Here is a 24,954-nt window from a genome sequence, read left to right as displayed (position 1 = left end):
GCGGTGCTCACCGCGCATGACCCGCGCGGGCAGATCCGAGACCAGGGTGCCGTATCCGGTCGCCGCCCACACGCCGTGCTCCGGCGGCACGGAGCAGCAGGGAAGCGGGCGTCCGCCCCTTCCGCGCCGAGGACCCCCTACCGCTCGCGGCGTACCCGCCCCTCGTCCCACACCGGCTCCGGCGCCTCGTAGACGTCCCCGTCGGCGCCGAACACCACGAACCGGTCGAACCCGCGCGCGAACCAGCGGTCGTGCGTCACCGCCAGGATCGTGCCGTCGTAGGCCTCCAGCGCCGACTCCAGCGCCTCAGCCGACACCACGTCCAGGTTGTCCGTGGGCTCGTCCAGCAGCAGCATCGTCGATCCCGACAGCTCCAGAAGCAGGATCTGGAACCGCGCCTGCTGCCCGCCCGAGAGCGTGTCGAAGGTCTGCTCCGCCGCCGGTGCCAGCTCGTAGCGGTCCAGCGCCCGCCCCGCCTCGTCGCGGGGCACGCCCCGGCGGGTGCCCTGCCCCCGGTGCAGGATGTCCAGCAGCGTGCGGCCCGCGAACTCGGGGTGCTCGTGGGTCTGCGCGAACCAGCCCGGCAGCACGCGCGCGCCCAGCCGCGCCGTGCCGCTGTGCTCCACCGGCGGCACCTTCGTCCGCTCCTCCTCCGGCAGCACCGACGACTCCGGATCGCTGCCGCCCCCGGCCGCCAGCCGCAGGAAGTGCGACTTGCCCGACCCGTTGGAGCCCAGCACCGCCACCCGCTCGCCGTACCAGACCTCCAGGTCGAACGGGCGCATCAGCCCGGTCAGCTCCAGCCCCTCGCACACCAGCGCCCGCCTGCCCGTCCGGCCGCCGCGCAGCCGCATCCGCAGGTTCTGCTCGCGGGGCAGCTTCTGCGGCGGGCCCGCCTCCTCGAACCTGCGCAGCCGGGTCCGGGCCGACTGGTAGCGCGAGGCCATGTCGGAGTTGTAGGCGGCCTTCTGCTTGTAGGTGACCACCAGCGCCCTGAGCTTGGCGTGCTCCTCGTCCCAGCGCCGCCGCAGCTCGTCCAACCGCGCGAACCGCTCCCGGCGGGCGTCGTGGTAGGTGTCGAAGGCGCCCCCGTGCACCCACGCCGTGTTGCCCGCGGCGCCCAGTTCGACCGTGACGATCCGGTCCGGGACCCGGCTCAGCAGCTCCCGGTCGTGCGAGACGAACAGGACCGTCTTGGGGGTGGCCAGCAGCGCCTCCTCCAGCCAGCGCTTGCCCGGCACGTCCAGGTAGTTGTCCGGCTCGTCCAGCAGCAGCACCGGCGCAGGCCCCCGCAGCAGGGCCTCGATGACCAGCCGTTTCTGCTCCCCGCCCGACAGCGTGCGCACCTCGCGCCACCGGCAGCGCTCGTAGGGGGCGCCCAGCGCCGCCGTGCAGCACTGGTCCCACACGACCTCGGCGTCGTAGCCCCCGGCGTCGCCGTAGCGGGCGATGGCCCCGGCGTAGCGCATCTGCGTCCTCTCGCCGTCGTCGACCATCATGGCCGCCTCGGCCGCCTCCAGGTCCGCGTGCGCCTCGCGCACCGGCGCGGGGGAGACCGACACCAGCAGTTCGTGGACGGTGGTCTCGTCGCGCACGTGCCCGATGAACTGCGGCATCACGCCGAGCTCGCCGTCCAGGGTGACCGCGCCTCCCTGGGGGCGCTGCTCTCCGCGCACGATCCGCAGCAGGGTGCTCTTGCCCGCGCCGTTGGCCCCCACCAGCGCCGCCTTGGACCCCTCGCCGACGCGGAAGGACACCGAGTCCAGCAGGACCCGACCGTCGGGAAGGGTGTGGCTGACCTGGTTGACGTCGATGTAGCCCAAGACCGCTCTCCACAGGGGTTCCGCCGTACGCGCCCCGCCACCGCCGCGAGCGCCCCGGCAGGTTTCCACGGCGCGACGCGCGCCCGCAACCGGTTTTCCCAGGTGCGGGCATCGGCGTGCGACCTCGGACGGCCCGGTCAGAGGGGCACGCGCTGCCCTCGGGGGAGCAGACGGACGCGCTCGCCCCAGCCGAGGCCCTCCATGCGGTCGAGGAAGCGGCTGAGCGGGGACTTGAAACGCCGGTAGTCGTCGTAGTGGATGGGCGCGGCGACCGCCGGGTTCACCAGACGGGCCATCTCGGCACCCTGCCTGTCGTCCATGGTCACCAGGATTCCGCCGGGCAACGCCGTGCCGCCGAGGTGGAGCAGCGCCATGTCGATGTGCGGGTACCGCTGGGGTATCCGCGCGATGTCCTCGTGGACCAGGGTGTCGCCGGTGACGTAGATACGGAACGCGTCCCTCTCCCCGACCGCGCCGAACTCCAGGATGCTGCCCATGACCGGCGGCAGCAGCCGGTGCACGATCCGGGGTCCGTGGCGTCCGGGGACCGAGGTGACGCGGACCCGGGTGCGGCCGCGCGTGATGGTCTCCTCGTCCCAGGTCCGCAGCCCCACCGCGGCGCCGAACCCCCAGCGGTCCAGGCGGCGGGCCGCCTGGCCGGTGGTCAGGATCGGCGTCTCCCGGGCCAGGCCGCGCCGCGCGACGCGGTCGAAGTGGTCGCCGTGCATGTGCGAGAGCACGATCCCGTCGACCCGGCCGACGTCGGAGACGTCCAGGGCGGGGCCGATCCGGCGGCGGGTGGCCAGGCCGTAACCGAGGTAGGCCCACTGCCCCTCGTGCAGGAAGTTGGGGTCGGTCATCACCACGAGGCCGTCCCAGCCGATGAGCACCGTGGCGTTTCCGACGAACTGGATCCAGCGGCCGTGCTCGGTACCGTCCATGCCCCCGCACTACCCGGCCCGGCGCTGGGCTACCAGCCATGCCGGAGGGTCTTCGCCGCACGTCACCGGCGCGCTCAGCCCGCGGCGGCCCCGAACCACCTCGGCATCCGGTCGAGCAGGTCCCGCTGGTCCTCACCGGCCCACGCCACGTGGCCGTCCGGCCGCAGCAGCACGGCGGGCGCGCCCAGCTCCCCGCTGGCGTCACCGACATCGACGACGTGGTCGACCCGGTCCGCCCAGCCCGCCACCGAGAGCCGACCGGTCCGGTCGAGCAGCAGCCCGCGGCCGCCGTGCGTCAGCTCGTAGAGGCGTCCCCGCGTCAGACCGATGTCGCGCATCCGCCGGCCGAGCAGCGCGTGCCCCTCGCCGAAGTCGTAGCGAACGTCCGTCGCGGTGACGAGCCCGGTCACGTACCGGTTCACCTCCTCGAAGTCCATCAGCTTCGAGAGCAGTCCCCGCAGCGCGACCGCACCCGGCTCGGTGCCCAGCAGCGTGATCTGCGCGCGGGTGTTGTCCAGCACGTCGGCGGCCACCGGGCGCCGTTCGGCGTGGTAGCTGTCCAGCAGCCCCTCCGGCGCCCAGCCGTTGACCTCGGCGGCCAGCTTCCAGCCGAGGTTGAACGCGTCCTGGACACCGAGGTTGAGCCCCTGCCCGCCGGTGGGCGGGTGGACGTGCGCCGCGTCCCCGGCCAGCAGCACCCGACCGACCCGGTAGCGCTCGGCCAGCCGGGTGGCGTCGCCGAACCGGGACAGCCAGCGCGGCGAGTGCACGCCGAAGTCGGTGCCCGCGTGGGCCCGCAGCTGCCGCCTGAACTCTTCGAGGGTCGGCGTGCTCGTGCGGTCCTCGGCGACCCCGTCGGCGGGCACGACGACGCGGTACACCCCGCTCCCGGCCCCGTCCGCGTTCCCGCTCCCGCCGCCGTCCCCGCCTCCGCCCGTGAGGGGAGCGAGGCCGAACCGCAGCTGGGTCCTGCGGACCTCCTCGACGACGGCGGCGATCGTCACCGGGTCCTCGGCCGCCTCCATCTCGCCCAGCAGCGTCTCGACCCGGGCGGGCTCACCGGGGAAGCCGACGCCGAGCAGCCCGCGCACCGTGCTGCGGGCGCCGTCGCAGCCGACGAGGTAGCGCGAGCGCAGGTGCGTGCCGTCCGCCAGCTCGACGGTCACCCCGTCCCCGTCCTGGCCCAGCCCGACCAGTTCGCGGCCGCGCCGGACGTCGGCACCGAGTTCGAGGGCGCGCTCGTTGAGCAGCCGTTCGGTGACCGGCTGCTCGATGGCCAGGCCGTACGGGTGGGCCGTGTCCAACCGGTCGGGCCACGGCTTGGTGATGCCGCCGAAGAGGCCGCCGACCCGGAACTTCTCACCGGCCGCGAGGAACCGCTCCAGCAGGCCGCGCTGGTCCATCACCTCGATGCTGCGCGTGTGCAGGCCGAGGGCGCGGGCCTGCCGGGTCGGCTCGGTCAACCTCTCCAGCACGACCACGCGCACGCCGTGCAGCCGCAACTCGCTGGCCAGCATCAGGCCGGTCGGTCCGCCGCCGACCACGATCACGTCAACCATGAATTCCCCGTTCAACAGACTGCTTCTCCATCAGCCGTTCCGCGTGTTCCGGCGGCACGCGCATCCGCTTCTCCGAACCGGCCACCTGCGAGCGCGCCCCGGGCCCCACCAGCGCTCCGACACCGGCGCGCGTCCCGTGCGCCGACAACGGCACACGCTTTTCGCGTGTCCCGTCGCTTATCCCGGATTGCCGCGGATTCCGGCTTCGAGGGGAAATTGTGCGGCACGACCCGGGTCTTGCCGCAAGCCCCCGGGTGCGCTATAGATTGAGAATGGCGGAAGATATTTTTCCGCTCCCCCGTCGCTTTCCGTAAGCAATGGGCGACTCCCTCGTGAACGGCGCCGCGCGACCTCGCGCCCGCGGCGCGGGCGCGAGGCCGCACGGCCCCGGTGCCCGGCCCGGATCCGGCTGCGGATGTGTGTCGCAACCCCTTCGTCGCTCCGAGCGGTAGTTGTATGGGTGCCCTGGGTGATCGATGAGTGGTGAGGGGCGCCAGGGGTCCCGCGTCGTTCCACCGGTCCGGCCGAGGACGGGGCCGGCGGTGCGCGCGGACCGCCGCCCGGTGCCACCGGACGGGGGAGACGCATGCAGATCGGGTACAAGCTGGCGGCCGAGGCCTTCGGGCCGGAGGAGCTCGTCCGGCAGGCGGAGCTGGCCGAGCGCGCCGGGTTCGACTTCGTGGAGATCAGCGACCACTACCACCCCTGGCTGGACAACCAGGGCCACTCGCCCTTCGCCTGGACCGTGCTCGGCGCCATCGCGACCAGGACCGAGCGGATCGGCCTGGCCACCGGGGTGACCTGCCCGACCGTGCGCTACCACCCGGCGATCATCGCCCAGGCCGCCGCGACCCTGTCCCTGCTCTCGAAGGGCCGCTTCGTCCTCGGCGTCGGCTCCGGGGAGCGGCTCAACGAACACGTCGTCGGCCAGGAGTTCCCCGACGCGGTCCACGTGCGCCACCACATGCTGCGCGAGGCCCTGGAGATCATCCGCCTCCTGTGGAACGGCGGCTACCAGTCCTACGAGGGCGAGTACCTGCGGCTGGAGGACGCCCGGGTGTTCGACCTTCCCGAGGAGGCGCCGCTGATCGCCGTCGCCGCCAGCGGCGGGGAGTCGGCCAGGCTCGCCGCCGAACTCGGCGACGGGCTGTTCGCCACCGAACCCAAGTCCGCGATCGTGCGGGCCTACCGCGACGCCGGGGGCGACGGCCCCCGCTACGCCGAGGTGCCCATGGCCTGGGCCGAGGACGAGCACACCGCCGCGCAGGCGGCCCTGGAGACCTCCCGCTGGGCCCTGACCGGCTGGAAGGTGATGAGCGAGCTGCCCAACCCGGTCAACTTCGCGGCCGCCACCACCACGGTCCGGGAGGAGGACGTGCTGGGGCACTTCGCCTGCGGACCCGACCCCGAACGCTACGTCGAGGCCGTGCGCGCGTACGTCGACGCGGGCTTCGACCGCCTGGTCATGCAGAACGCCGGGCCCGACCCCGACGGGTTCGTCGACTTCTACCGGCGCGAGCTGGACGGACCCCTGCGCGCGCTCGCCACCTGACCGGTGCCAGCCAGCGGAGCGGGCCGGTGCCCGGGCCTTCTGGACCTACCGTCCGGACACCGGCCCCGACGTGCTGTTCTCCCCGGGGTGAAGCGGATCCGCCGATGGAAGGGTCAGCTTCCTCGTCCCGGTCCGCACGTGAAGGTGGTGAAGGAGACGGGAAAACGCTCACGTCCCCGACAGGGAGGGGAGCCGTATTTTCTTTTGTGTTGACACCTCTGTGCGCCTCCGTGAGGATCTCCGGTAGCACGCGCGTGTACGCGCGCGGTTTCCGTCCACACGAAAGCGCTGTCCATGACCGGCTACCGGATATGGTTCACGGCTGCCCTTGCCCTCGTGCTCTCCCTCGTTATCGGCGCAGGGGGGCTGCTGCCGGAGAGCTGGCCGGAATGGGTTTCCCGCGTGGTCGTCGTCGTGGGCCTGGCCGCCGGTGTGGCGCTGCCCCTGACCGCCAAGGTTCTGGAGAGGGAAGCCGCGAGCAGATCGGCCAGCGCCCTCCCGCCGGGCGTCTTTCTGCGGAGAATCGCCGATATCAGGGAACTCGGCGTGCTGGGCGTCAGGCCCGCACGCGAACCGTACACAGGTGACGGGGACGGCGTCGAGAGAACACCCGCCTATGTCGAACGGTCGGCCGACGCCGAACTGCGGGAAAAGCTGGGGCGTTACCCGTTTCTCCTGCTCGTCGGCCGCCCGAAGGCGGGAAAGTCCCGCTCGTTGTTCGAGGCCTTGCGCGTCCGGCCGTGGAAGCGGTATTCCCTCGTCGTCCCGAGCGGCAGGGAGGACCTCGCCGCGGCCGCGCGCTATGCCGCGGCGAAGCGCCGGACCGTGCTCTGGCTGGACGACCTGCCCCGGTTCCTGGAGGACGGCAAGCTCCCCGCAGGTGCGTTGCACACGATGATCGCCGAGGGCAGGGCTCCGCGGGTGGTCGCGACCGCCTCCACCTACCTGGAGGAGGAGAGCGGGAGGTGGCTCCGGCCGGAGCACCCCGACAACATCGACGCCAAGGTCCTCCACCTGCCCGTCGACAACCCTCCGGCCGACGAACGCGAGGCCCAGCGGCTCGGGCGCCTGGACGGCCGTCTGGCGGACGCGCTGCGTCAGTGGACCGCGCACCGCGTCGACATCGCCCGTTACCTCGCGGCCGGGACGGAGGCCGTCGAGGAGTGGGAGAGCCTGCGGTCCGAGGAGGACCAGAGGGTGGCGGTACTCGTCCAGGCCGCCTGTGACCTGCGTCGGATGGGGATGACCGGTCCCCTGCCCGTGGACGCGGTGGAGCTCGTCTACCGGTGCCACCGGGGCGGAGACTGGTCCGAGGAGCGGGAGGACCTCCCCGAACTGTGGCGGCTGGCCGGACTCGACCGCAGGACGAGGTCCGACGCCGACGCCCGCCCCGACGGGCTGCTCACGCTCCTTCCGGACGATCCGGACCGGTGCGTGGTGAGGGAGGACCTCGTCGACGAGATCCAGCGCAACCCGGACCTGGGCGCGGGGCGCCCGCTGCCGGAGGTCACCGCCTTCCTCCTCCAGCACGCCGGGACCGGTACCGAGGTACTCACCGCGGTCATGCTCGAAGCCTTCAACAGCGAGGACTGGCAGATGGCGGAGCGTGCGGCGCTCCACCGCGTCGAACGCGCCGAGCGCGCCGGAGCCGACGAGGAGGAAACCGCGAGGCTGCGTATAGACCACGCACGTGCGCTGCAGTTCCTCGGCGGGCACGACGAGGCGGAACGGGTCCTCGCCGACGTTCTGGAAAGCGCCGACGACCAGACCCGGTGGTCGGCGATCGGCGCCCTGCTCACAGTCGGCTTTCGGGCCATGAAGCACGGTTCGCTTCAGGAGGCCGAACGGTGCCTCACCCGGGCCATGGAGGGGATCGGGCGCTGGCCCGAGGCACCCGAGGCCGATCCCACGGCACCGTACGTCTACCTGGGCGAGGCCGGCGTGCTGGCGGCCCTGCTCCACGACGCCGGCTTCGGAGACGGTTCCGGAGCCGTCGAAGCGTGCCAGCGCTCCTACGACGAGCTCCACAGCAGGCTTCCCGCGGACCACTCCTACGTCCTCCACGCACAGGTGAACCTGGGCACCGCCCTCCTCGTCGAGAACATGTCCGACGGCTCTGGGACAGACGTCTCCCATGCGGTCGACCTGCTCTCGCACGGGCTGGACAAACTCGAACACGGGGTCGGCGAGCGCCACGTGTTCGTCCTTGAGGCCCAACTCATGCTCGCGATGGCGTACATGCACCAGCGCAGGAGGTCCGCGGCGACGGAGACGCTCGACTCCCTGATCCGCCGCGCACGGGGCCCCGGGACGGACCTGTCCCCCCAGGTGCTGGTCGCCGCGCTCGCCCTGAGGGCGTCCTGCGATTTCTGGGGCGGACGGGTCCGTCGCGGAGAGGAGACCCTGGCGGAGGCGATCCGTACGGCCGACGCGTGGCCGGACCTGCCACCGGACGCCGCTCACATGCCCCGTCTGATCCTGGCGCTGCGCCTCCTGGCGGCCCGGCGGTTCGAGGAGACCCACGCCGTGATGGAGCGGGCGGAGGAGGGGCTCTACCCGTCCCTGTCCGCGGACGGGACCTTCAGCGAACTCGGCGTGTTCCTCGCCCGGTACCGCCTGCACCACCGCGGTGCGCGCGACGCGGAGGAGACCGCCCGGCGGGTCCACGAAGGCCTGGCCAGGGCGCTGCCCTCCGGTGACGTCCAGCGCAGGGAGGCCGCCTACACCCTCGGGGAGGCCCTGGCGGGGCAGGGCCGGTTCGAGGAGGCCGAGCCCCACTTCGCGGAGGCGTTGCGCGTGGACGCCGAGGGCCGCCGCGAACCGGTCGGGGAAGCGGATCCCGATCGGGAGCCCGGTCGCGCGCTGGCGTTCCTGGTCCGTGCCAACGCCGCGCTCGCGCTCCAGAGGGCGGGAACGGCCGGCCTCGACGTACCGGGCCACGTCCCTCAGCAGAGGCGCCGCCGTGCCGGGAGAGAGGCAGGGCACCTGTACACGGCGCACGCGATGCTTCGGTGCGACAGAGAAATGGTCCGGGTCGACGCGGCGTCGCGCCCGGCTACGACTGAGAGCCAGGAACTCCTCGTCAGGCTCGGCCGGGGGCTCCTGGAGGACGGCGAACTCCGGGCTGCCGAGCGGCTCCTGCGCTCGGCCGTGCTGGTGCGCGACCGTTCCGGTCGCGGCGACGGCACACCGCGGGAGGCCGCCTCCCTGCTCGCCCTCTCCCTGCGCGGCCAGGGAAAGGAGGACGAGGCGCTGCGGTGGTACAGGCGCGAGCTCAGGGCCCTTGAGGACGCCCGGGCGGGCGACAGCGCGGAGGCGGTGCGCCTGCGGGGGGAGATCGCCGACCAGAAGGAGGCCGCCACCCGTGTCCGGGAGCTCGACGAACGCCTCGACAGGGCCGTGCTCGCCTCCGTCAGCGGTCCCGGCCCCGTCGACCACGGTCCCGTCACCGAAGTCGAGCAGGAGTACCGTGAGCACTACGTCCGGTCCCTGGCCGACCTCGGCGACGGCCACCCCATCACCCGGACGGCCGCCTACGGTCTGGGCCGCTGTCTGGCGGCGCGGAACCGTTTCGCCGAGGCGCACCTCTACTTCTGCGCCGCGCTGGAGATCGACCCGAGGACCGGTCGCTCCCAACGCCGGGAGCGGTACTCGTGGGGCACGCGCGCGGGCGCGCTGATCGTCGTCGTGTGTTTTCTCCCCCTCTACTGGCTGGTGTTCGCCCTGGTGCGGGCACTGGCACGGACCAGGCCGGTCCTGTGGACCCAGCCTGTGCGCGGCAACGCGAAGCGGTACAGGCCGAAGGCACAAGGGCTGCGCGTCTGGCGCAGCGTTCTGGGGCCCGACAACTGGTGGGTGGCCTTCCTGACCGCTGACATGGGGGAGAACGCCCACGCCGCCGGTGACCTCGACTCCGCCGAGAGGCATCTGCGCGAAGCGGTGCTGCTCCTGGAGGGGCCCGACCGGAGGGATCCCTACCTGACCGTTCTCACCACCCACAAGCTGGCCTCGGTGCTGGTCGACCGGGGCGACTACGCCGAAGCGGCCCACTGGTTCCTGCGCACGGCCTCCCTCCTGGACCGTGTCTTCGGAGAGGAGGCCCGGGCAGCTCTGGACCTTCGCGGCGGGGTCCTGCCGCTGCTCCTCCACGCGGGTGACTACGTCCGTGCGGAGGAAGTCGTCCTCGACCTCCTGCCCAAGGTGGAGAGGGTGTTCGCCCCCGACTCCGCCGAGGACGTCTTCGTCCGCCACTGGTACGGGACCGTCCTGCGCAAGACGGGCCGCCGGGACAGGGCGGAGGAGGTGCTGGCCGCCGTGGTCGAAAGGGCCCGGGAGCTGAGGACCGAGATCCTCCCTCTCTCGCTGGCCCAGCTCGGCTGCGTGATCCATGAGCGGGGACGTCCCGGGGAGGCCCGTCCTCTGCTGGCGGAGGCCGACACGGCCTTCGACGAGGAGGGGACGGAAGGGCCGCTCGTCGATCTGGTGCGCGGTTACCTGGCCGAGGGGAGGCCCCTGGTCTAGGGTCTGTTTTTTGAACCGGCCTCAGCTTGTGGGGGGTTGGTTCGGGCGCCCACGGGGTTCTGGAGGTGGTGGGGGCGGGTTTCCGTGGGAGAACCGCGCCGTAGGCGTCCGTTGAGGGTGGTGGCGGGCGACGGGTGGGCACGAGCGAACCCGCTGTAGACACCACCCTGCCTGCTCCAACCCGATTCCCGTGCTTCGGGCGCCCGGACACGGGCCGAAGCGAAGCGGAGGTCCCCAAAAACACTGTCTAGCCGCGCGCTCCGCGGGTGCGCGCCCCGGGCGGGCCGACCGCCGAGGAAACGTCGCCGGTGACGCCTACGATCGCGACATGGATCCCCAGAAGGCTCTCTCCGTACGGCTTCCGCCCGGACGCACGGTGTCCTCGGAGGACGGCACCCCGCTGCTGTGGCTGAGCGATGACCCCGTGCCGTTCGGGCTGTGGTCCCGGCTACACGCCGAACACCCCGAGTCAGGGCTGTGGCCGCTGCTGCTGGACGGACTCGGCAGCGAACCGGATCGGCCCTGGGAGTCCCAGGAGCTGTACCCCGAATGGATCTCCTCGCCATCCGACCACGACCCGGCGGCACTGCTCGCCCGGTGGTGGAAGGAGCACGCCTGCGGTGAGGAGGCCGATCCCAGTGCCGACCGGTTGTCGGTGACCGCGCCCTACGGGGCGTCCTGGCCGGGACGGGCACCGGCCGCGCAGGTGGAGGAGGACCCCGGGGAGTCCGCCGCCGAGTGCGCCGAGATCCTGGTCGAGAACGGGGTCGGCTCGCGGCTGGGGCTGGTCCCGGCCGCCTCGGGCGCCGAGGCCGTCGCCGCTTCCGGATGGGTGGGGCCGCTCAACTACGACAACGACACCGCCGTGTTCGCGGCCGTGGTGGCCGACTGGGAGCGCCGCTTCGGCGCGCGCGTACTGGGCATGGGCTTCGGCACCCTCACCCTGAGCGTCGCGGCTCCGCCCTCCGACACCGCGGCCGCCCTGCGGGTGGCGGCGGAGCACTTCGCATTCTGCCCGGACAACGTCTGGCAGAACACCGACCCCGGCAGACTGGAGGTCTACGCGGAGCAGTTGGTCGACTGCCCCGTCTGGCGCTTCTGGTGGGACTGAGAGAACTCGGAGAGAAAGCTGCGCGGGGGTCACGGCCGGGGCGGTTCGGGCGCGCCCGAACCGCCCATCCACCGCGCCAGCTGTCCCCGGTCCACCAGGGTCATGTAACCCTCGCCCTCGCGGGCCGCGGCCTCGGTGAAGCCGTTCGAGGCCACGAACACCCCCCGGTACCCCTCGTAACTGGTGGCGAGGACGCCGAGGAAGGCGCGGACCTCGTTCGGGGGCACCGGGCTGTTCCACCGCTTGCACTGCACCACCACGGCCTGCCCGTCCGGCGCCCGGCCCAGCACGTCCACCCCTCCGTCGTCGGCTCCGCCGACCACCGTCACGGCGGTGTAGCCATGCGTGCGCATCAGCCCCGCGACGTGCTCCTCGAACTCCACCCCGCTCATCCGGTCGACCTCCGACAGGTCGACCCGCGCCACCCGCCACTTCTCCCGGGCCAGGCGCAGCCGCATGCGGCACCACCACACCAGGGCGGCCACCCCCAGCGCCGCCACGCCCCACAACAGCGGACGCGCCGAACTCTGGGCCACCCACGCGCCGACCATCAACGCCACGACCACGGCCAGTACGAGGGCGTACCGGTGGCGCCACACGAACCGCCACTCCCGGGGGCCGGTCCTGCCCTCGCCGGGGTACGTCCTGCCTTCAGCCGCGTCGTCCGGGGAGATGTCGGTCATGGACTGCCCCTTCCCCGTCCGGGCGGATCGTCACCCTTTCCGGTACCGGGACCCTGTGGGGAACCCCACGGCGCGGAGCCGTTTCCGGTCCGGGACCCGCCCTGACCACCGCACGCCCACGACACGGGGACTACCATGGCCGCGCGGCGACCGACCCCTCGCGGCGGCGACCGCCCGGGGAGCGGTGTCCCGCCGCCCCGGGGCACCCACGGGAAGTAGTCCTTCGATGTCAGTTCTCACGCGCGTCGCCGACTTCGTCGGCAGGTGGTTCGCCCTGCTGGTCCTCGCCGGAGGGATCGTGGGCCTGGCCGCCCCCGGGCAGGCCGCCCTCCTCGCCCCCTACATCTCCCCGCTGCTCGGGGTCATCATGTTCGGCATGGGGCTCACCATGCGCCCCGTGGACTTCGCGGTCGTCGCCAGGCACCCCAAGGCCGTCGTCCTCGGCGTCCTGGTCCAGTACACGGTCATGCCGCTCCTGGGCTGGGGGATCGCCCAGGCCCTCGGCCTGCCGCCGCTGCTGGTGGTGGGCATGGTCCTGGTCGGCTCCGCCCCCGGCGGCACCGCCTCCAACGTCATCGTCTACCTCGCCCGCGGCGACGTGGCCCTCTCGGTGGCGATGACCTCGATCTCCACCCTGCTCGCCCCCGTGCTGACCCCGCTCCTGGTCCTGGGCCTGGCCGGTTCCACCCTGCCCGTCGCCGCCGGCGACCTGTTCGTCTCCATCCTCCAGGTCGTCCTGGTCCCGGTCCTGGCGGGACTGCTGCTGCGCATGGCCGCGGGCCGGTTCGTGGAGAGGATCCTGCCCGTCCTGCCGCTGGTGTCGGTCATCGGCATCGTCGTCGTGGTCGCCGCGGTGGTGGGCGCCAACGCCGACGCCGTGCTCTCCACCGGCCTCCTGGTCGCCCTGGCCGTGGTGCTGCACAACTCCCTGGGACTGGGGCTCGGCTACCTGGTCGGCGTGGTCACCAAGCTGCCCGAGGCCGCCCGCCGCGCGGTCAGCGTCGAGGTGGGGATGCAGAACTCCGGGCTCGCCGCGGCCCTGGCGACCGCCCACTTCGCGCCGCTCGCCGCCCTGCCCGGCGCCCTGTTCTCGGTCTGGCACAACGTCTCCGGCGCGCTCGTGGCCACCTACTGGGCCCGCCGCCCGCCCGCGGACGCCCCGGCTGAGGCCGCGCCGACCGGGAGCGGCCCGGAGGGCTCGCCCCGGACCTGAACCCGGACCCCGTCCGCGCCCTGCTCCGTCCGCGCTCCGTCCGCGCCCCGGCCGAGGACACGCCGCCTCCGCGCCGGGGCCGCACCGCTACCGCGCGGTCGCGCGGGACTCAGGGGTCCGACGGCGCGCGCCACCGTCGCCACCGCCGGCGCGACCGCCGGAGGAGCACGACACCGGACCCCAGGCAGCCCTGGGCGAACGCCAGGCCGAGCCCGAGGCAGAAGGCGTTGACGAGGACGAGCATCACCAGTGAGGTGCCGACCCCGCTGCCCGGCCCCGCGTCCGCGTAGGCGCGGTCCCGGGTCGTGGTCGTCAGCCAGGTGTCCTCGCCCGGAACGAGGCGGGCCTCCTCGGTGCGTCCCTCCTCGCAGGCCCCGGACAGGTACAGGTCGACGTCGGTCCGCACGGGGCCGTCCCCCGCAGGTCGGAAGGCGCCCACGCACTGCCGCTCGTCGCTTCCGAAGTCCACGCCCACCGAGCCGGTGACCTCCAGAGCGCCCTCCTGCCCGGCCCAACCGTAGGCGGCCCCCACGGACCGCAGTTCGTGGCCGGAGAACTGCACCGCGACCTGGAGAAGGAAGTAGGTCACGAGCGCGCAGCCCAGGAGCAGGCCGAGCGCCATCCTGGTGGACAGGTTCTCACCCGCCCTCGGCCAAGGCCTCTTCCCACCCATGCCGTCCCCCTCACCGCTCGCGCCCGCGCCGGACGCGGCCACGCTGTGGGACGCGGCAGGCGCCGCCCCGGTTCGCGCGGTCCGGGGCGCAGGGCGGGCGGAACCGTACCCCGGTCAGTGGACCGAACCGGTTACCCAGGCACAACATGGTTCACACGTGTCACCCCTGGCCTGGACCGGACACCTCTCCTTGTGTGATCGGTCCACGACACAAGGCGACGACTGTCAGGCTGGTGCCCATGCCCGAGCGACACCGTCGGTCCCTCCGCCCCTGCTCCGGACTCCTCGCACTCGCCCTCGCCGTCGCGCTGGGAGGCCCCCACGTCCTCCTCGCGCCGTGCACTCCTCCCGCGCACACCGCGCCCGTCACCGCCCCCGTCACGGAGGCCGACCCGCGTCGCACAGCCCTCCGCGCCCGCGTGCGCGGACGCTGCCCGCGCCCCCGCAGGCCCGAACCGGGGATCATCCCGCACCCCCGCTGCTCCTACGACTGACTCGGCTTCCCACACTGTCCGCTGCCGTGCGGTCGGGGCCCTCAGGGAAGGACGGTCACGGCGGCGCCGGACACGGCACCCGCAAGCAGTCAGGGACACGGGGTAGCCCGGCCGCGCTCCAGTGCGCGGCCGGGCGGTGGTATCCCCACCTGCCCCGAACGGCTCAGACCGCGTCGAGGAAGCGGTACCCGAACTGCTCCAGCCGGGCGCGGGCCCGGGTCAGCTCCTCCTCGGTGAACAGCGGCGAGAACTCCGGGCGCAGCACCAGCGCCTCCACCGTCAGGTCCAGGCGGCCCCGCTCCCACAGGTTCGCGAACCCGTCCGAGACCGCCGGGGCGTGGAGCAGTTTGCGCGCGGTGCCCAGCGGACCCAGTTCCGAGAGCATGCCGAGGAAGGAGGCCGCGGTGTAGTCGGCCTCGGACTTGGCGCGCTCGTAGACCGACAGCATCGCCCGACCGAAGTCGGCGGTCACCGGACCGGAGGCGGGAACCTCCTCCACCGGCTCCTCGGCGGCCTCACCGGCCGCGTCCTGCCCGAGCCGGTCCACGAAGCCCAGCAGCGCCTCCACCGACGTGAACACCTCATAGCCGAGCTCCTGCAACCTCGGCAGGTCGGCCTGGTCGGGGTCCAGCTCCAGTACCGCGGGCTTGCCGACCCCGTGCTGGAGCCCGTCCGGCCAGAACGCCTCGGCCTCGGCGATCACCCCGCCCCGTTCGGGGTCGCTGATCACCGCGTCCAGCTCCGGCTCCGCGAACCCCAGACGCCTCAGCTCGTCCACCATCTCCTGGACCTGCACCGACCGCGCGTCGTCGGGTTCGGCGCTGAGCACCGTCATGGGCCGCAGCGGCCCCGCGTCCGGTCCGGTCGTCGCCTTGCCCGAAGCCAGACCCGACAGGAAGTCCTGAGCCGCCCCGGCCAACAGCTCCCGCCGCGCCGCCAGGAAGTCGGGGTAGTTCTCCACCTTCCACAGGTCCGGGTCCATCGGGATCCACTGCGAGGCCAGAGCCCCCGGGTGGCGTTCCTCCACCTCGGGGAAGTACTCCTCCGGAGTGCGCGCGGAGACCTCCAGGTTCGTGTCCTGGGTCAGGAAGCAGAAGTTGGCGATGGCGTTGACCTGGCGGTTGTCGTAGCGGGCCTCCCGCAGCACCTTCTTGGGGAAGACGTGGTGCACCTGGAGCGAGGACAGCTTGCCCAGCATCTCCGCCTTCAGCTCCAGACCGCTGCCGAAGTCGCGGGCGCCGTGCACGCGGGTGAGCATGTACAGCAGGGGGTAGAACCGCGACCCCCGGGTCGCGCCCTCGAAGTCGTGCGGGCGCACGTCCAGGTTCCCCCCGCGCCACCGGGACATCCGTTGCAGCAGACCCTCCACGCCCGACTCGTTCACCGCGTCGTAGTCGAGCTGGAGGAAGGTCTCCGTCGAACCGGCGTAGCGGCCCCACAGCGCGCTGTGCACGTACCAGTAGAGCACCTTGTCCCGGTGCGCCGCGTCACTGAACCTGCCGCCGTTGAGCTCCAGCAGCCGTGAGACCACCGGCGCCGCGTACCTGCCCATCAGCACCCGGTCGTGGTCCAGTCCGAGCCGTCCCGACACCGCGTCCAGGAAGGTCCCCACGTGGTCGACCGAGCTCTTCAACGCCGTGGCGAACCGGTCGGGCTCCACGTTCTCCAGGGAGGTGAACAGCGCGCGTCCGGTGGCCACCGCCGTGGCGTTGCGCAGCAGCCAGTCCATGCTGAAGGAGAACCCCGCCTCCTCCCAGTCCGTGATGCTCTGGCGCATGGTCGCGCGGATACCCGGCTGTACCGCGCACCGCCGGGCCAGTGCCAGGTCACCCTTGGAAAGCTTGGTGCCGCCCGAGTTCACGCGGTTGAAGATCTCCACCACGTCGTCGATCGTCTGGTTGGCGTCGGTGATGCTCTCGTAGTGGAAGTCCCGGTCCACGATCTGGCTCAACGCGTTGAGCCGGGGAAGATACCGGTTGGCCTTCTCCGGCTCACTGGTGAAGCGCGTCAGATAGGGCACCAGGCCCTGCTGGAACAGCCCGGTGACGTCCACCCACAGCGGATCGTTCTTCATCTTGTTCGGCATGTAGAACTCGAACGCCTGGCTCTCCAGGTTGAAGTACAGGTCCGTGAACGCCTGCGTGTTGCCCTGGAAGAACGCCGGAGCCTTGCCCCTGATCACGCCGTACAGGGTGGTCATCCGCTGCTGGCCGTCCAACAGCAGCAGGTGGGCCCCGGCACCGTTCACCACGCCCTGCACCGCCTCCTCGGCGTTGGTGGTCTCCCACATCAGCAGGCTGCCCACCGGATGGCCGAGGTAGACGGAGCGCATCAGCCCGCGTACCTGGTCGCGGTTCCACACGTAGCCGCGCTGGAACTCCGGGAGCAGGATCGTCCCGTTGTCGATCTGGTCGAGGAGCGTGGACAGTTTCGCCATGGAAGGTCGTCTTTCTCGTCTCTGCGGTCTGGGGGAACGGGAGTCAGGGGGTGAGGAGCGCTTCGACGAAGGGACTGGGTGTTCCGTGCCAGCTCACGTGCAACTGCTCCCTGGCACGCGTGCACGCCACGAACAGCAGGCTGCGCTCGCGCAGCAGGTCGCGGGTGTGGGCCCCGGGGTCCTCGTCCGCGGGGGTGACATGCCTGGCGAGCGGAAGCTGGTCACCGCCCACGCCCACCACCGACAGGCAGCGAAACTCCAGCCCCTTCATCCGGTGCATGGTGCCCACGGCGACCGCGTCACCCGCCCCGCTGTTCTTGGCCAGCGCCCGTGCCGTGACACCGGCCTTCGTCAGGGCCGCCACGGCCTGCTCCACGCTCCGGTTGGAGCGGGCGGCGATCCCGATCTCCGAGGGCAGGACCCCGGCCTCGGTCCAGGAGCGCACGGCCTCCACCACGTGCTGGAGCTCCCGCTCCCACGTCGTGAAACCGGAGAGGACGGGATCGGCACCGCGCATCTCCGAACGGCAGCCGGCCACCGAGTCCAGACCACCGTCCATGTCGTCCACGGTTTGCCCGTGCATCAGCCCCAGACTCCAGCCGAGGATCTGGGCCGTGGTGCGGTAGTTGACGCGCAGTTTCGAGGACCGTCCGCGTACGTTGAGGCCGACCTCGGCGAGGCTGACCTGCGGTCCGTAGATGCGCTGGTGGGTGTCGCCGGCGATGAACACGTCGTCGGGCCCCTCGGCCGCCGCGGCGCGTAGCAGGCGCCACTGCCCCGGGTAGAGGTCCTGGGCCTCGTCCACCACCACGTGGTCGAAGGGCTTGTCCACGCGCCGCTCCAGCAGCCGCGCTGCCTCCTCGACGACCGTCTCATAGGTCCACAGGCCCTGGGCGGTCAGCTGGGCCCGGAAGGCCTGTACCGCCTGCCACACCTGAGCCTTCTTCGCCGCCGAGAGCCCGCGGCCCCGCCCGGTGCGCTTGGCCGCCAGGTACTCCTCGGCCGTCTCCACCCGGCGGGCCAGGACCACCTGCCGCCATTCCTCGGACAGGAAGGCCGGTGGCAGGTCCAGGCCCAGGCCGTCGAGCACCTGTTCCCACAACCGCCGCTCCCGTTGCGGACTCAGCAGGTCGGGCAGACCGTGCTCCTCCCGGAAGACACGGTTGGCCAGACGGTCCACGTGCTCCACGCGCACCCGCTCCAGCACGGTCAGCGCGTCTCCCGCACCGTCGGTCTCCGCGAGCAGCCGTAGGGAGCCCTCCAACGAGTCGGCCAGCGTGGAGGTGAAGGTGGTCAGCAGCACCCGACCCCCGCCACGGGCCAGCCGGTGCGTCCGGTGCAGGGCCACCACGGTCTTGCCCGTTCCCGGGCCGCCGCTGACCCTGGCCGGGCCACGGTGCGAGGCCTCCACCACGGCCCGCTGCGCCGGATGCAGGTAGATCCGCCACAGGTCGAACGGGTGCTCCAGGGCGGCCATCAGCTCGTCGGGGCCCTCGACCAGGAGCACCCGGTCGGAGCTGCGCCGGACCGCCGCGTCCAGGTCGTCGGGATCGATCTCCTCTGAGATCGCCGAGCCCAGCTCCGCCCACACCTCCTCCGGGGTCATCCCGGCTGCCAGTCCGTACAGTACGTCCCACTGCACCGGCGGCAGCAGGCCCCGCGCCGCGTCGAGCTGGAAGGGGGCCGTGAGCACGCGCGCCAGGGGAAGGGTGTGCTCGTCGATGCCCAGACGGCGCAGGTCGGCGTCCCCGACGTGGTCGAAGAGACGCTGGGGCACGGAGGCGGCCATGCGCTTCATGTGCGGGATGCTGGCGTCGAGCGCCGCCACGTCGCGGATCTCGATGCCGCCCGTGGCCATGTTCACCGACGCCCTGCGGCGCTTGGCCCAGTCATAGGCCTCGTCGTGCCCCAGGACGCGCAGAAGGGTGTAGGTGTCGCCCTTCTCCGGTGCCAGCACCACACCGCGCCAGAACTGGTCGATGCGGATGGTGCGGAAACGGTCGTCGCGGGCTCCGGTGATCTTCTCCAGGTGCAGGCCCGCGTGGGTGGCGTTCTCGAACTTGCCGAACACCTCTCCCACGCGTTCCCGGACCGGCTTCTCGAGTCCGGCGAACTCCTGCAGGAAGTCCCGGTGGAGGGCGAGTCGTGCCACTGCTGCTTTCCTAGCCTCGTGAGGGGTGGAGGAGGGCCACGGGTCCGCGCCTGAGAGTGCTGAGGGCCTCGCGGGCACACACCCGACACACCTCGCCCGCAGCGGGCGGTGGCGTCGCGGTGGAACGGTGCACTGGGGGTGGCACATCCTCGGGGACGGACGGGGGCTGGGGCTGTGCGTCTTCCACGCTAGTTTCCCCCGTGCCAGAAGACGCGTGGGCCCGAGTTCCGGTTGTCCAGTCGTTACACGGATCGGTCGGCCCCGCCGCACCAGGACGCGGCTGTCACGACTGACCGAAGACGCGTCCCAGCGCGGTGCCGTACATCCGGTGCGGGCTGGGCAGCGAGGGCGGGTGCAGGACTCCGGGCAGCGCTTCGAGGCCGGTGACGAAGCCGATCAGGCGCCTGTACACCTCGTTGGCGTCGCGCGGGCGCTCCTCGGGCTTCTTCTCCAGCAGCGCCGTGACGACGTCGCAGACCTCCCTCGGTACGTCCGGACGCAGCGATCGCACGTCGCGGGGTGTTTCGCTGACCTGTTTGGAGGCCAGCCCGAAGGAGGTGGAGGCGGAGAAGAGCCGCTGACCGGTGAGCATCTCGTACAGCACGCACCCCAGCGCGTACAGGTCGCTGTGCGCCGTGCTCTCCCCGTTCAGCAGCTGCTCGGGAGCCATGTACGCGGGGGTGCCGGGGGTGTGCCCGGTCCGGGTGATCTGCGACATGTCGGGGCGTCCCAGCGCCACGGCCAGCCCGAAGTCGAGCACCTTGACGCCGCCGTCGGGCTCCAGGATCAGGTTGGCGGGCTTGAGGTCGCGGTGTACCAGGCGGGCCCGGTGGGCGACGCTGAGCACCGAGCACACCTGCGCGGTCACGCACGCCGCCCAACTCACGGAGAGGCGTTCCTGCTCGGCGACCAGGTCGTGCACGCCGATGCCGTGAACGCGCTGCATCACCAGGTAGGGCAGTCCGTCCTCGGTGCCGGTGTCGAACACCGCGGGGACTCCGGGGTGTTGGAGCCCCGCGGTGATGCGCGCCTCCCGGCGGAAGCGGCGCACCATGTCGGGGTCCTCCATGCCGTCGGGGAAGTGGAGGAACTTGACCGCGACCTCCCGGTCCAGGCGGGTGTCGTGGCCCACCCAGACCTGGCCCATGCCGCCGCGTGCGAGCGGTGTCGGACTCAGCCTGTAGCGCCCGTCCAGGAGGCGTTCCGCACCGGTCATACTTCCAAGCTCTCCCGCCCGCCGGGGTTTTCGCCCGACGCTACCGCATCCCGCGCCGCCGCTGTCCGGGTTCACCACCCGGGTCGAGAACGGACGAACGCGGTCCGGACCGGAGCGGCGAACCCGGGGACGAGTTCTAGCGGGAGAGCTGCGCATCCTGGGGAGGACCGACCAGGTGGGGCCTCACCCCTGTTCGATGTAGTACGCCCCGTGCAGGAAGAGTTCGTTCTTCTCATCGTAGTAACCGGACTGGGGGAACTGCCTGGCGTCCTGGTACGTCGCCTTGATCTCGTCCATGCGCAGCAACACGCTGCTGCTCCCCGCGAAGATCAGCGAATCCCCCGCGACATGGCTGATCGAGTTGTTCTGGGGGTTCTTCTTGTCGTCGTTGTGCTGTTTGATCTTGAGGAGCACCCCGGCCGTCGCGGTCGCCAGGCCCCCTGCCGGGCGGGCCATGCCCAGGTAGCCGGGGTGGTAGGTGTAGGTCCGCGTCACGCCCGCGTCGTTCTTGCGGGTGAAGAAGATGACGAGGTCCTTCTCCTTGAAGTAGGGCTTCTGGGCCCTGCTGGCCAGCATGCCGTTCTCGACCCGCACGTCGGTGACCCTGATCTGGCGGTCGGAGTCCTCCAGCGGGCAGACGGTCGGCCTCCCCGAGGAGGAGTCCTTGACAGGGATGTTGATGTCGTGGGGGAGGACCCGGTAGGAGGTCGTCCTCTCGATCTCACCGCTCATCAGGTACGACCCTTCTGTTTCACTGGTTTCCGGAGTTGTTTCCCAAGGCGCCCAGAAAGAAGCCCAACGTCGTATACCCGGCCTTCTTCGCGTTCTCGACCCAGCCGGAGTCCTGTGCGCCGCTGTCACCCCCTGAGGTCTCAGCGGGGTCGGGCGGCACATGTGGCAGACCGGGGATGAGCGTGATCGACGAAGAGCTGTGTTCGCTCCGCACCGTCACGGATTGTCCGGGTTTTCGTTGCTCGCTGAGAATCCTGTTCAGTTTTTCCTGGAGGAGGTCTTTCACACCGTGTACGTCGCCGGGGCAGTCGTCGGACTCCAGAACCGAGCAGAAGGCTTTGGAGAACGCGCTCCAGGACAGCCCGTCGTCCTCGGATACGTAACTCGAGACCTGACCGGACCCACAGCTGAAGACGAACGCCCACTTACGGTGCGCGGACACGGCTATCCGTCCCCGGCTCCACGCACGGCGTCGGCCCACCGCACCCATGACCGTGGCCTGGTCGAAGCCCTCGCGGCAGGCGTCGACCAGGAAGACGACGTTGGCGGCGGACGTGTCCGATATGGTCGCCGCCCACTTGTCGACGCGGACACAGGCGTCGCCGAGGTCGTGCACGTGCTGCACCGCGTCTGAGGGGACCAGGTAGTCCACCCCGGCCGAGTGTGCTCCGTGGCCGCTCAGGTAGACGACCAGGGTCTCCTCCCTGCGTCCGGAGGCGATGAAGCTCTCGACCTCCGCGATGACCTCGTTGCGGGTGGGCGCTGTGGAACTCGCTCGGGACACCGTGAACCCCCGCTTCTCCAGGCTCGCTCCGACCTTGTCGAGATCGTTCGCGATGAAGTCCAGGTCGGGGATGTTCGGGTCGCGGTAGGAGGCGACCCCCAGAAGGAATGCCCGCTGCATGGCGCGCCGCTTTCCGCCTCAGAGGTCGAACACCAGGGTGATGGCACCCTTGGAGCCGACCTCGGTGGTGCCGATGAAGTTGACGCCGCCCTTGGCGGTGACCTCGAACTGGACCTGGACCTGACTGATCCTCATGCCGGGCCCCGCGTCGTCCCTGACCGAGGAGAAGACCTCCCGGAGGCGGGCGACGGAGGCCTTGATGTTCCTGGCCAGGGCGGCCGTGGAGATGTCGTGGGTGGTGACCTCGCGCTCGCCTCTGCGAAAGAGGCCCATGGTCTGCGACGTGTCCTCGGGTTCTTCGGAGACGAGAAAGGAGAGCGTCTCCGGCGTCTCCACGGGTTCGTTCATCGGAGCTTCCCGTTCCGCTCGATGTTCCTGGTGTCCGGTATCGGCCCGATCATCTCCGAACGTGAAGAATTCGAAAGGGCGGTGCCGGCCCTCTGTGTTGGGGTTTCGTCTCTGTGGGTGCCTGGCCACTGGCCCGGTGTCGCTCTTCTCTGTTATGGAGCGTCGCGCCTGGCATAGATGTTCCCATTTCGTGGGCCCCGGTGCGGGAAAACCATGGTCCACGACGTCCGGAAGCGGCCATTCTTCGAATGTTTGGCCCGCGCGCAGTGCCCTTTCGTCACCGGTGTCCATTTGTCCGTCCCCTGCACCATGTGCACAAGGGTGCCGGGGAGCCGGAGACCGCCACCGGTGGCTGTTCTGTCCTCACCGAATGAAGTCACTTCGGTTCGGCGGGCGCACTTCTGCCCTCGAATGTTTTCTTCGTCGGGCGGGCGAATCCGGTGAGTATTTTTCGTTCTGCCCCGCGAGGTCGATACGAGGGCCGTCCGGGCGGCCTCCTCGACTCCTGGACGGGCGGGAGCATCGCCTCGGTCAGCCCCGTGACCTCCCTCTTACGGTCAGGGCGGGCGTGCCCTGCCGGGCGCTGCCGAAGGGACGCCATCGCGATCGGGCGCCGACTCGGCGGGCGCGTGTGGTGCGAGCCGCCGTGTTCAGAGCGCGGAACCGCTGTGGGAGCCCACCGGCCTCAGTCGGCCGTCGAACCGTCCGGTGCGTGCTCTCCGGGTACCAGGGCCCCCGAGGTCAGGCCCTCACGGGCCAGCTCGGCGGCCTTGTCGGCGAGCGCGGCGAACTTCTTGGCGCGCTGCTCGAAATCGGCCACGGCGCGAAACGCGGCGCCGTAGCGGCGCTGCTCCGCCACGCCCATCTTGGGGACGCGCGCGGCGCGGGCGTCGGTGCGGAAGGTGCCGCTGGCACTGGTGGAGCGGTGGGTGTTGGCCGGGCTGCGCAGAAACCCCTGGAGGAAGTCGGTGTCCACCTGGTCGCTGACCGATCGCAGGGTGTCCCCGTCCAGTTCCACCAGGCCCGCGTCGAGGAGGTCGGCCACTCGCACCCGGGCGTCGAGCGGTTCCACGGACCCGGCGCCGAGCGCGGGCAGAGTGGTGCGCAGCTCCCCGGCCAGGCGGTCCAGCTCCGCGCGAGCGGAGGCGAAGGCCTCGGGAAGCTCGCTGAGGTCGGGGCCCACGTGCCGAGCCGGGCTCAGGTTGACCTCCTCGTCGAGCAGGTCGATCAGGGGGACCTCCGCTCCCGGCTCCGGGGGCAGCTTCCACGGCCCGTCGGGGTCGTACGAGACCAGATCCCACATCCGTACCACGGGCGCCGTGTCGGAATCGTGCAGGGGCCGACGCAGCAGCCACAGGTGGACCGGTTGGGAGTGCGTGGCGGCCAGCCCCGCGGGCAGGGCCACGACGTCGGTCAGCAGCCCGCTGCGCACGAGTTCGGCGCGGATGCGCCTGCCGGTGCGCCGGTAGGCGCAGGAGGTGGACAGCACCACCGCGGTCTGCCCGCCGGGGGCGGTGTGCGCGTAGGCGTGCTGGAGCCAGGCCAGCTCGGCCTCGGCCCGAGGCGGCAGGGCCAGTGTCCAACGGGGGTCCATGAGTAGTTCCTCGCGGCCCCAGTCGGTGGTGGCGGGCGGCGGGTCACACACCACGAGTTCCGCCTGGTGCCCCGGCCACTGATCCGCGCGGAGCGAGTCGCCGACGCGGACGTCGGCCTCCGCGCCGTGTTCCAGAGCCGCTCGCGCGTGGGTGAACCGGGCCGCGTCCGAATCGGTGTCCTGGCCGGTGCGTCGCGCGTCCGGTGCGCCCGCGGCCAGCAGCAGGGCGCCGATGCCACACGCGGGGTCGAAGACGCTGCGCGCGTCAGAGCGGACCAGGGCGGCCACCGCACGGACCAGACGCGCGGTGGAGGCGTGAGCGGTGCCCGAGCGCTCCCCGGAGCCGAGGAAACGCGCGGCGAGCGCGGCGCTGACCTGCCCTGGCGAGGTCTCCCCGGCCAGGGCGTCGGCCAGTTCCCCGGTGCTCCCGCTGAGTGCTCCCGGGCTGCCGTCGCGCAGGTACTCGGCAGTGTCGGCCAGCCCTTGGAGCATTCGTCCGGGGTGGTCCGCGCGCAGGGAGTGCCACAGCCGCACCTCGGCGGACTCCTCGGTCACCTTGTTCTGGCTCTCCAGCCACTTCCTGACCCGCGCCAGCTCGAACAGCGGGCTGGAGGAGGTCCCGCCGGTGGGAGAGGGGAAGTCGTCGTGTCGCCGTCGCCAGTTGGAGACCGCCGCCCGGGTGACACCGGCCAGGCGCGCGATGTCAGCGGCGGTGACCTGCTGTTCCTCTGCGGAGGCCTGCTGCTGCCTGGAGTCCATACGGTCACAGTACACGGGTTGGTACATGAAACTCAGGTAGGGGCTGTTGGCCCTGTTAACGCGGGGTTCTTTGCTGTAGGGAGTGCCCACTGCTGTCCGCGCGGGTGGGCTCCCATGTGCACGCGCCGGATGTGTGGGGGTGCCTGTTCACGAGGATGTGCTCGGATTGGCTGTTCACAGGGAGTGTCCATGCCCCCGTACGTGCGCCGTGAGGCGCTACCAGGGCGCGGCTGTGAGACAGA

General features: G+C 71.6%; 17 protein-coding genes. 5 read left to right on the top strand and 12 right to left on the bottom strand.

The window, feature by feature from the left end:
- Positions 1 to 137: 137 nt before the first annotated feature.
- The 3 genes from FYW99_RS14160 to rox form a co-directional block, all read right to left on the bottom strand.
- On the bottom strand, positions 138 to 1,823 hold the full coding sequence (locus FYW99_RS14160; RefSeq protein ID WP_150252508.1) for an ATP-binding cassette domain-containing protein: 1,686 nt from the start codon (positions 1,821 to 1,823) through the stop codon (positions 138 to 140).
- A gap of 137 nt (positions 1,824 to 1,960) precedes the next feature.
- Positions 1,961 to 2,764 carry an MBL fold metallo-hydrolase gene (locus FYW99_RS14155; protein ID WP_150252507.1) on the bottom strand — a complete coding sequence of 268 codons (804 nt, stop codon included), beginning with the start codon at positions 2,762 to 2,764 and terminating at the stop codon, positions 1,961 to 1,963.
- Between the two features lie 74 nt (positions 2,765 to 2,838).
- Complete coding sequence (gene rox / locus FYW99_RS14150; protein ID WP_150252506.1) at positions 2,839 to 4,323, bottom strand: rifampin monooxygenase; 1,485 nt, start codon at positions 4,321 to 4,323, stop codon at positions 2,839 to 2,841.
- A gap of 586 nt (positions 4,324 to 4,909) precedes the next feature.
- On the opposite strand from rox, the gene FYW99_RS14145 reads away from it, so the two are divergent.
- The 3 genes from FYW99_RS14145 (at position 4,910) to FYW99_RS14135 (ending at position 11,507) form a co-directional block, all read left to right on the top strand.
- Positions 4,910 to 5,875: a TIGR03557 family F420-dependent LLM class oxidoreductase gene (locus tag FYW99_RS14145; RefSeq protein WP_150252505.1), complete on the top strand. Its 966-nt coding sequence runs from the start codon at positions 4,910 to 4,912 to the stop codon at positions 5,873 to 5,875.
- 336 nt (positions 5,876 to 6,211) lie between these two features.
- Positions 6,212 to 10,396 carry a tetratricopeptide repeat protein gene (locus tag FYW99_RS14140; RefSeq protein ID WP_150252504.1) on the top strand — a complete coding sequence of 1,395 codons (4,185 nt, stop codon included), beginning with the start codon at positions 6,212 to 6,214 and terminating at the stop codon, positions 10,394 to 10,396.
- A gap of 328 nt (positions 10,397 to 10,724) precedes the next feature.
- Positions 10,725 to 11,507 carry a DUF4253 domain-containing protein gene (locus tag FYW99_RS14135; protein ID WP_150252503.1) on the top strand — a complete coding sequence of 261 codons (783 nt, stop codon included), beginning with the start codon at positions 10,725 to 10,727 and terminating at the stop codon, positions 11,505 to 11,507.
- A gap of 29 nt (positions 11,508 to 11,536) precedes the next feature.
- On the opposite strand, the gene FYW99_RS14130 is transcribed toward FYW99_RS14135, so the two are convergent.
- Positions 11,537 to 12,190 carry a restriction endonuclease gene (locus FYW99_RS14130; protein ID WP_150252502.1) on the bottom strand — a complete coding sequence of 218 codons (654 nt, stop codon included), beginning with the start codon at positions 12,188 to 12,190 and terminating at the stop codon, positions 11,537 to 11,539.
- A gap of 226 nt (positions 12,191 to 12,416) precedes the next feature.
- On the opposite strand from FYW99_RS14130, the gene FYW99_RS14125 reads away from it, so the two are divergent.
- On the top strand, positions 12,417 to 13,403 hold the full coding sequence (locus FYW99_RS14125; RefSeq protein WP_150252501.1) for a bile acid:sodium symporter family protein: 987 nt from the start codon (positions 12,417 to 12,419) through the stop codon (positions 13,401 to 13,403).
- A gap of 109 nt (positions 13,404 to 13,512) precedes the next feature.
- Here FYW99_RS14125 and FYW99_RS14120 read toward each other — a convergent pair whose 3' ends face one another.
- A complete protein-coding gene (locus tag FYW99_RS14120; RefSeq protein WP_223839020.1) occupies positions 13,513 to 14,076 on the bottom strand; it encodes a hypothetical protein in 564 nt (187 codons plus the stop codon).
- Between the two features lie 239 nt (positions 14,077 to 14,315).
- On the opposite strand from FYW99_RS14120, the gene FYW99_RS14115 reads away from it, so the two are divergent.
- Positions 14,316 to 14,570, top strand: coding sequence for a hypothetical protein (locus FYW99_RS14115; protein WP_150252500.1), 255 nt, complete (start codon positions 14,316 to 14,318; stop codon positions 14,568 to 14,570).
- Between the two features lie 163 nt (positions 14,571 to 14,733).
- Here the strand turns inward: FYW99_RS14115 and FYW99_RS14110 are convergent, their stop codons facing one another.
- The 7 genes from FYW99_RS14110 to FYW99_RS14080 all read right to left on the bottom strand — a co-directional run bounded on the left by FYW99_RS14110 (position 14,734) and on the right by FYW99_RS14080 (position 24,712).
- The gene (locus FYW99_RS14110; RefSeq protein ID WP_150252499.1) at positions 14,734 to 17,007 is read right to left on the bottom strand and encodes a GmrSD restriction endonuclease domain-containing protein; all 2,274 of its coding nucleotides are present in this window, start codon (positions 17,005 to 17,007) and stop codon (positions 14,734 to 14,736) included.
- 43 nt (positions 17,008 to 17,050) lie between these two features.
- Positions 17,051 to 19,159, bottom strand: coding sequence for a UvrD-helicase domain-containing protein (locus FYW99_RS14105; RefSeq protein ID WP_150252498.1), 2,109 nt, complete (start codon positions 19,157 to 19,159; stop codon positions 17,051 to 17,053).
- A 283-nt stretch (positions 19,160 to 19,442) separates the two neighbouring features.
- The gene (locus FYW99_RS14100) at positions 19,443 to 20,375 is read right to left on the bottom strand and encodes a serine/threonine-protein kinase (RefSeq protein ID WP_150252497.1); all 933 of its coding nucleotides are present in this window, start codon (positions 20,373 to 20,375) and stop codon (positions 19,443 to 19,445) included.
- A 183-nt stretch (positions 20,376 to 20,558) separates the two neighbouring features.
- Positions 20,559 to 21,107, bottom strand: a complete 549-nt coding sequence (locus FYW99_RS14095) for a hypothetical protein (RefSeq protein ID WP_150252496.1) — start codon at positions 21,105 to 21,107, stop codon at positions 20,559 to 20,561.
- A gap of 19 nt (positions 21,108 to 21,126) precedes the next feature.
- Positions 21,127 to 22,011 (bottom strand): caspase family protein, encoded by an 885-nt coding sequence (locus FYW99_RS14090; RefSeq protein ID WP_150252495.1) that lies wholly within the window; start codon positions 22,009 to 22,011, stop codon positions 21,127 to 21,129.
- A gap of 18 nt (positions 22,012 to 22,029) precedes the next feature.
- Positions 22,030 to 22,359, bottom strand: coding sequence for a Pepco domain-containing protein (locus FYW99_RS14085; protein ID WP_150252494.1), 330 nt, complete (start codon positions 22,357 to 22,359; stop codon positions 22,030 to 22,032).
- A gap of 685 nt (positions 22,360 to 23,044) precedes the next feature.
- Positions 23,045 to 24,712 (bottom strand): HsdM family class I SAM-dependent methyltransferase, encoded by a 1,668-nt coding sequence (locus FYW99_RS14080; protein WP_150252493.1) that lies wholly within the window; start codon positions 24,710 to 24,712, stop codon positions 23,045 to 23,047.
- Positions 24,713 to 24,954 lie beyond the last annotated feature (242 nt).

Origin of the sequence: Nocardiopsis deserti, assembly GCF_008638355.1 — a bacterium.
Lineage (GTDB): Bacteria > Actinomycetota > Actinomycetes > Streptosporangiales > Streptosporangiaceae > Nocardiopsis > Nocardiopsis alborubida.
Note: the sequence above shows the minus strand (reverse complement) of the source record. Positions and strands in the feature narration are given on the sequence as shown.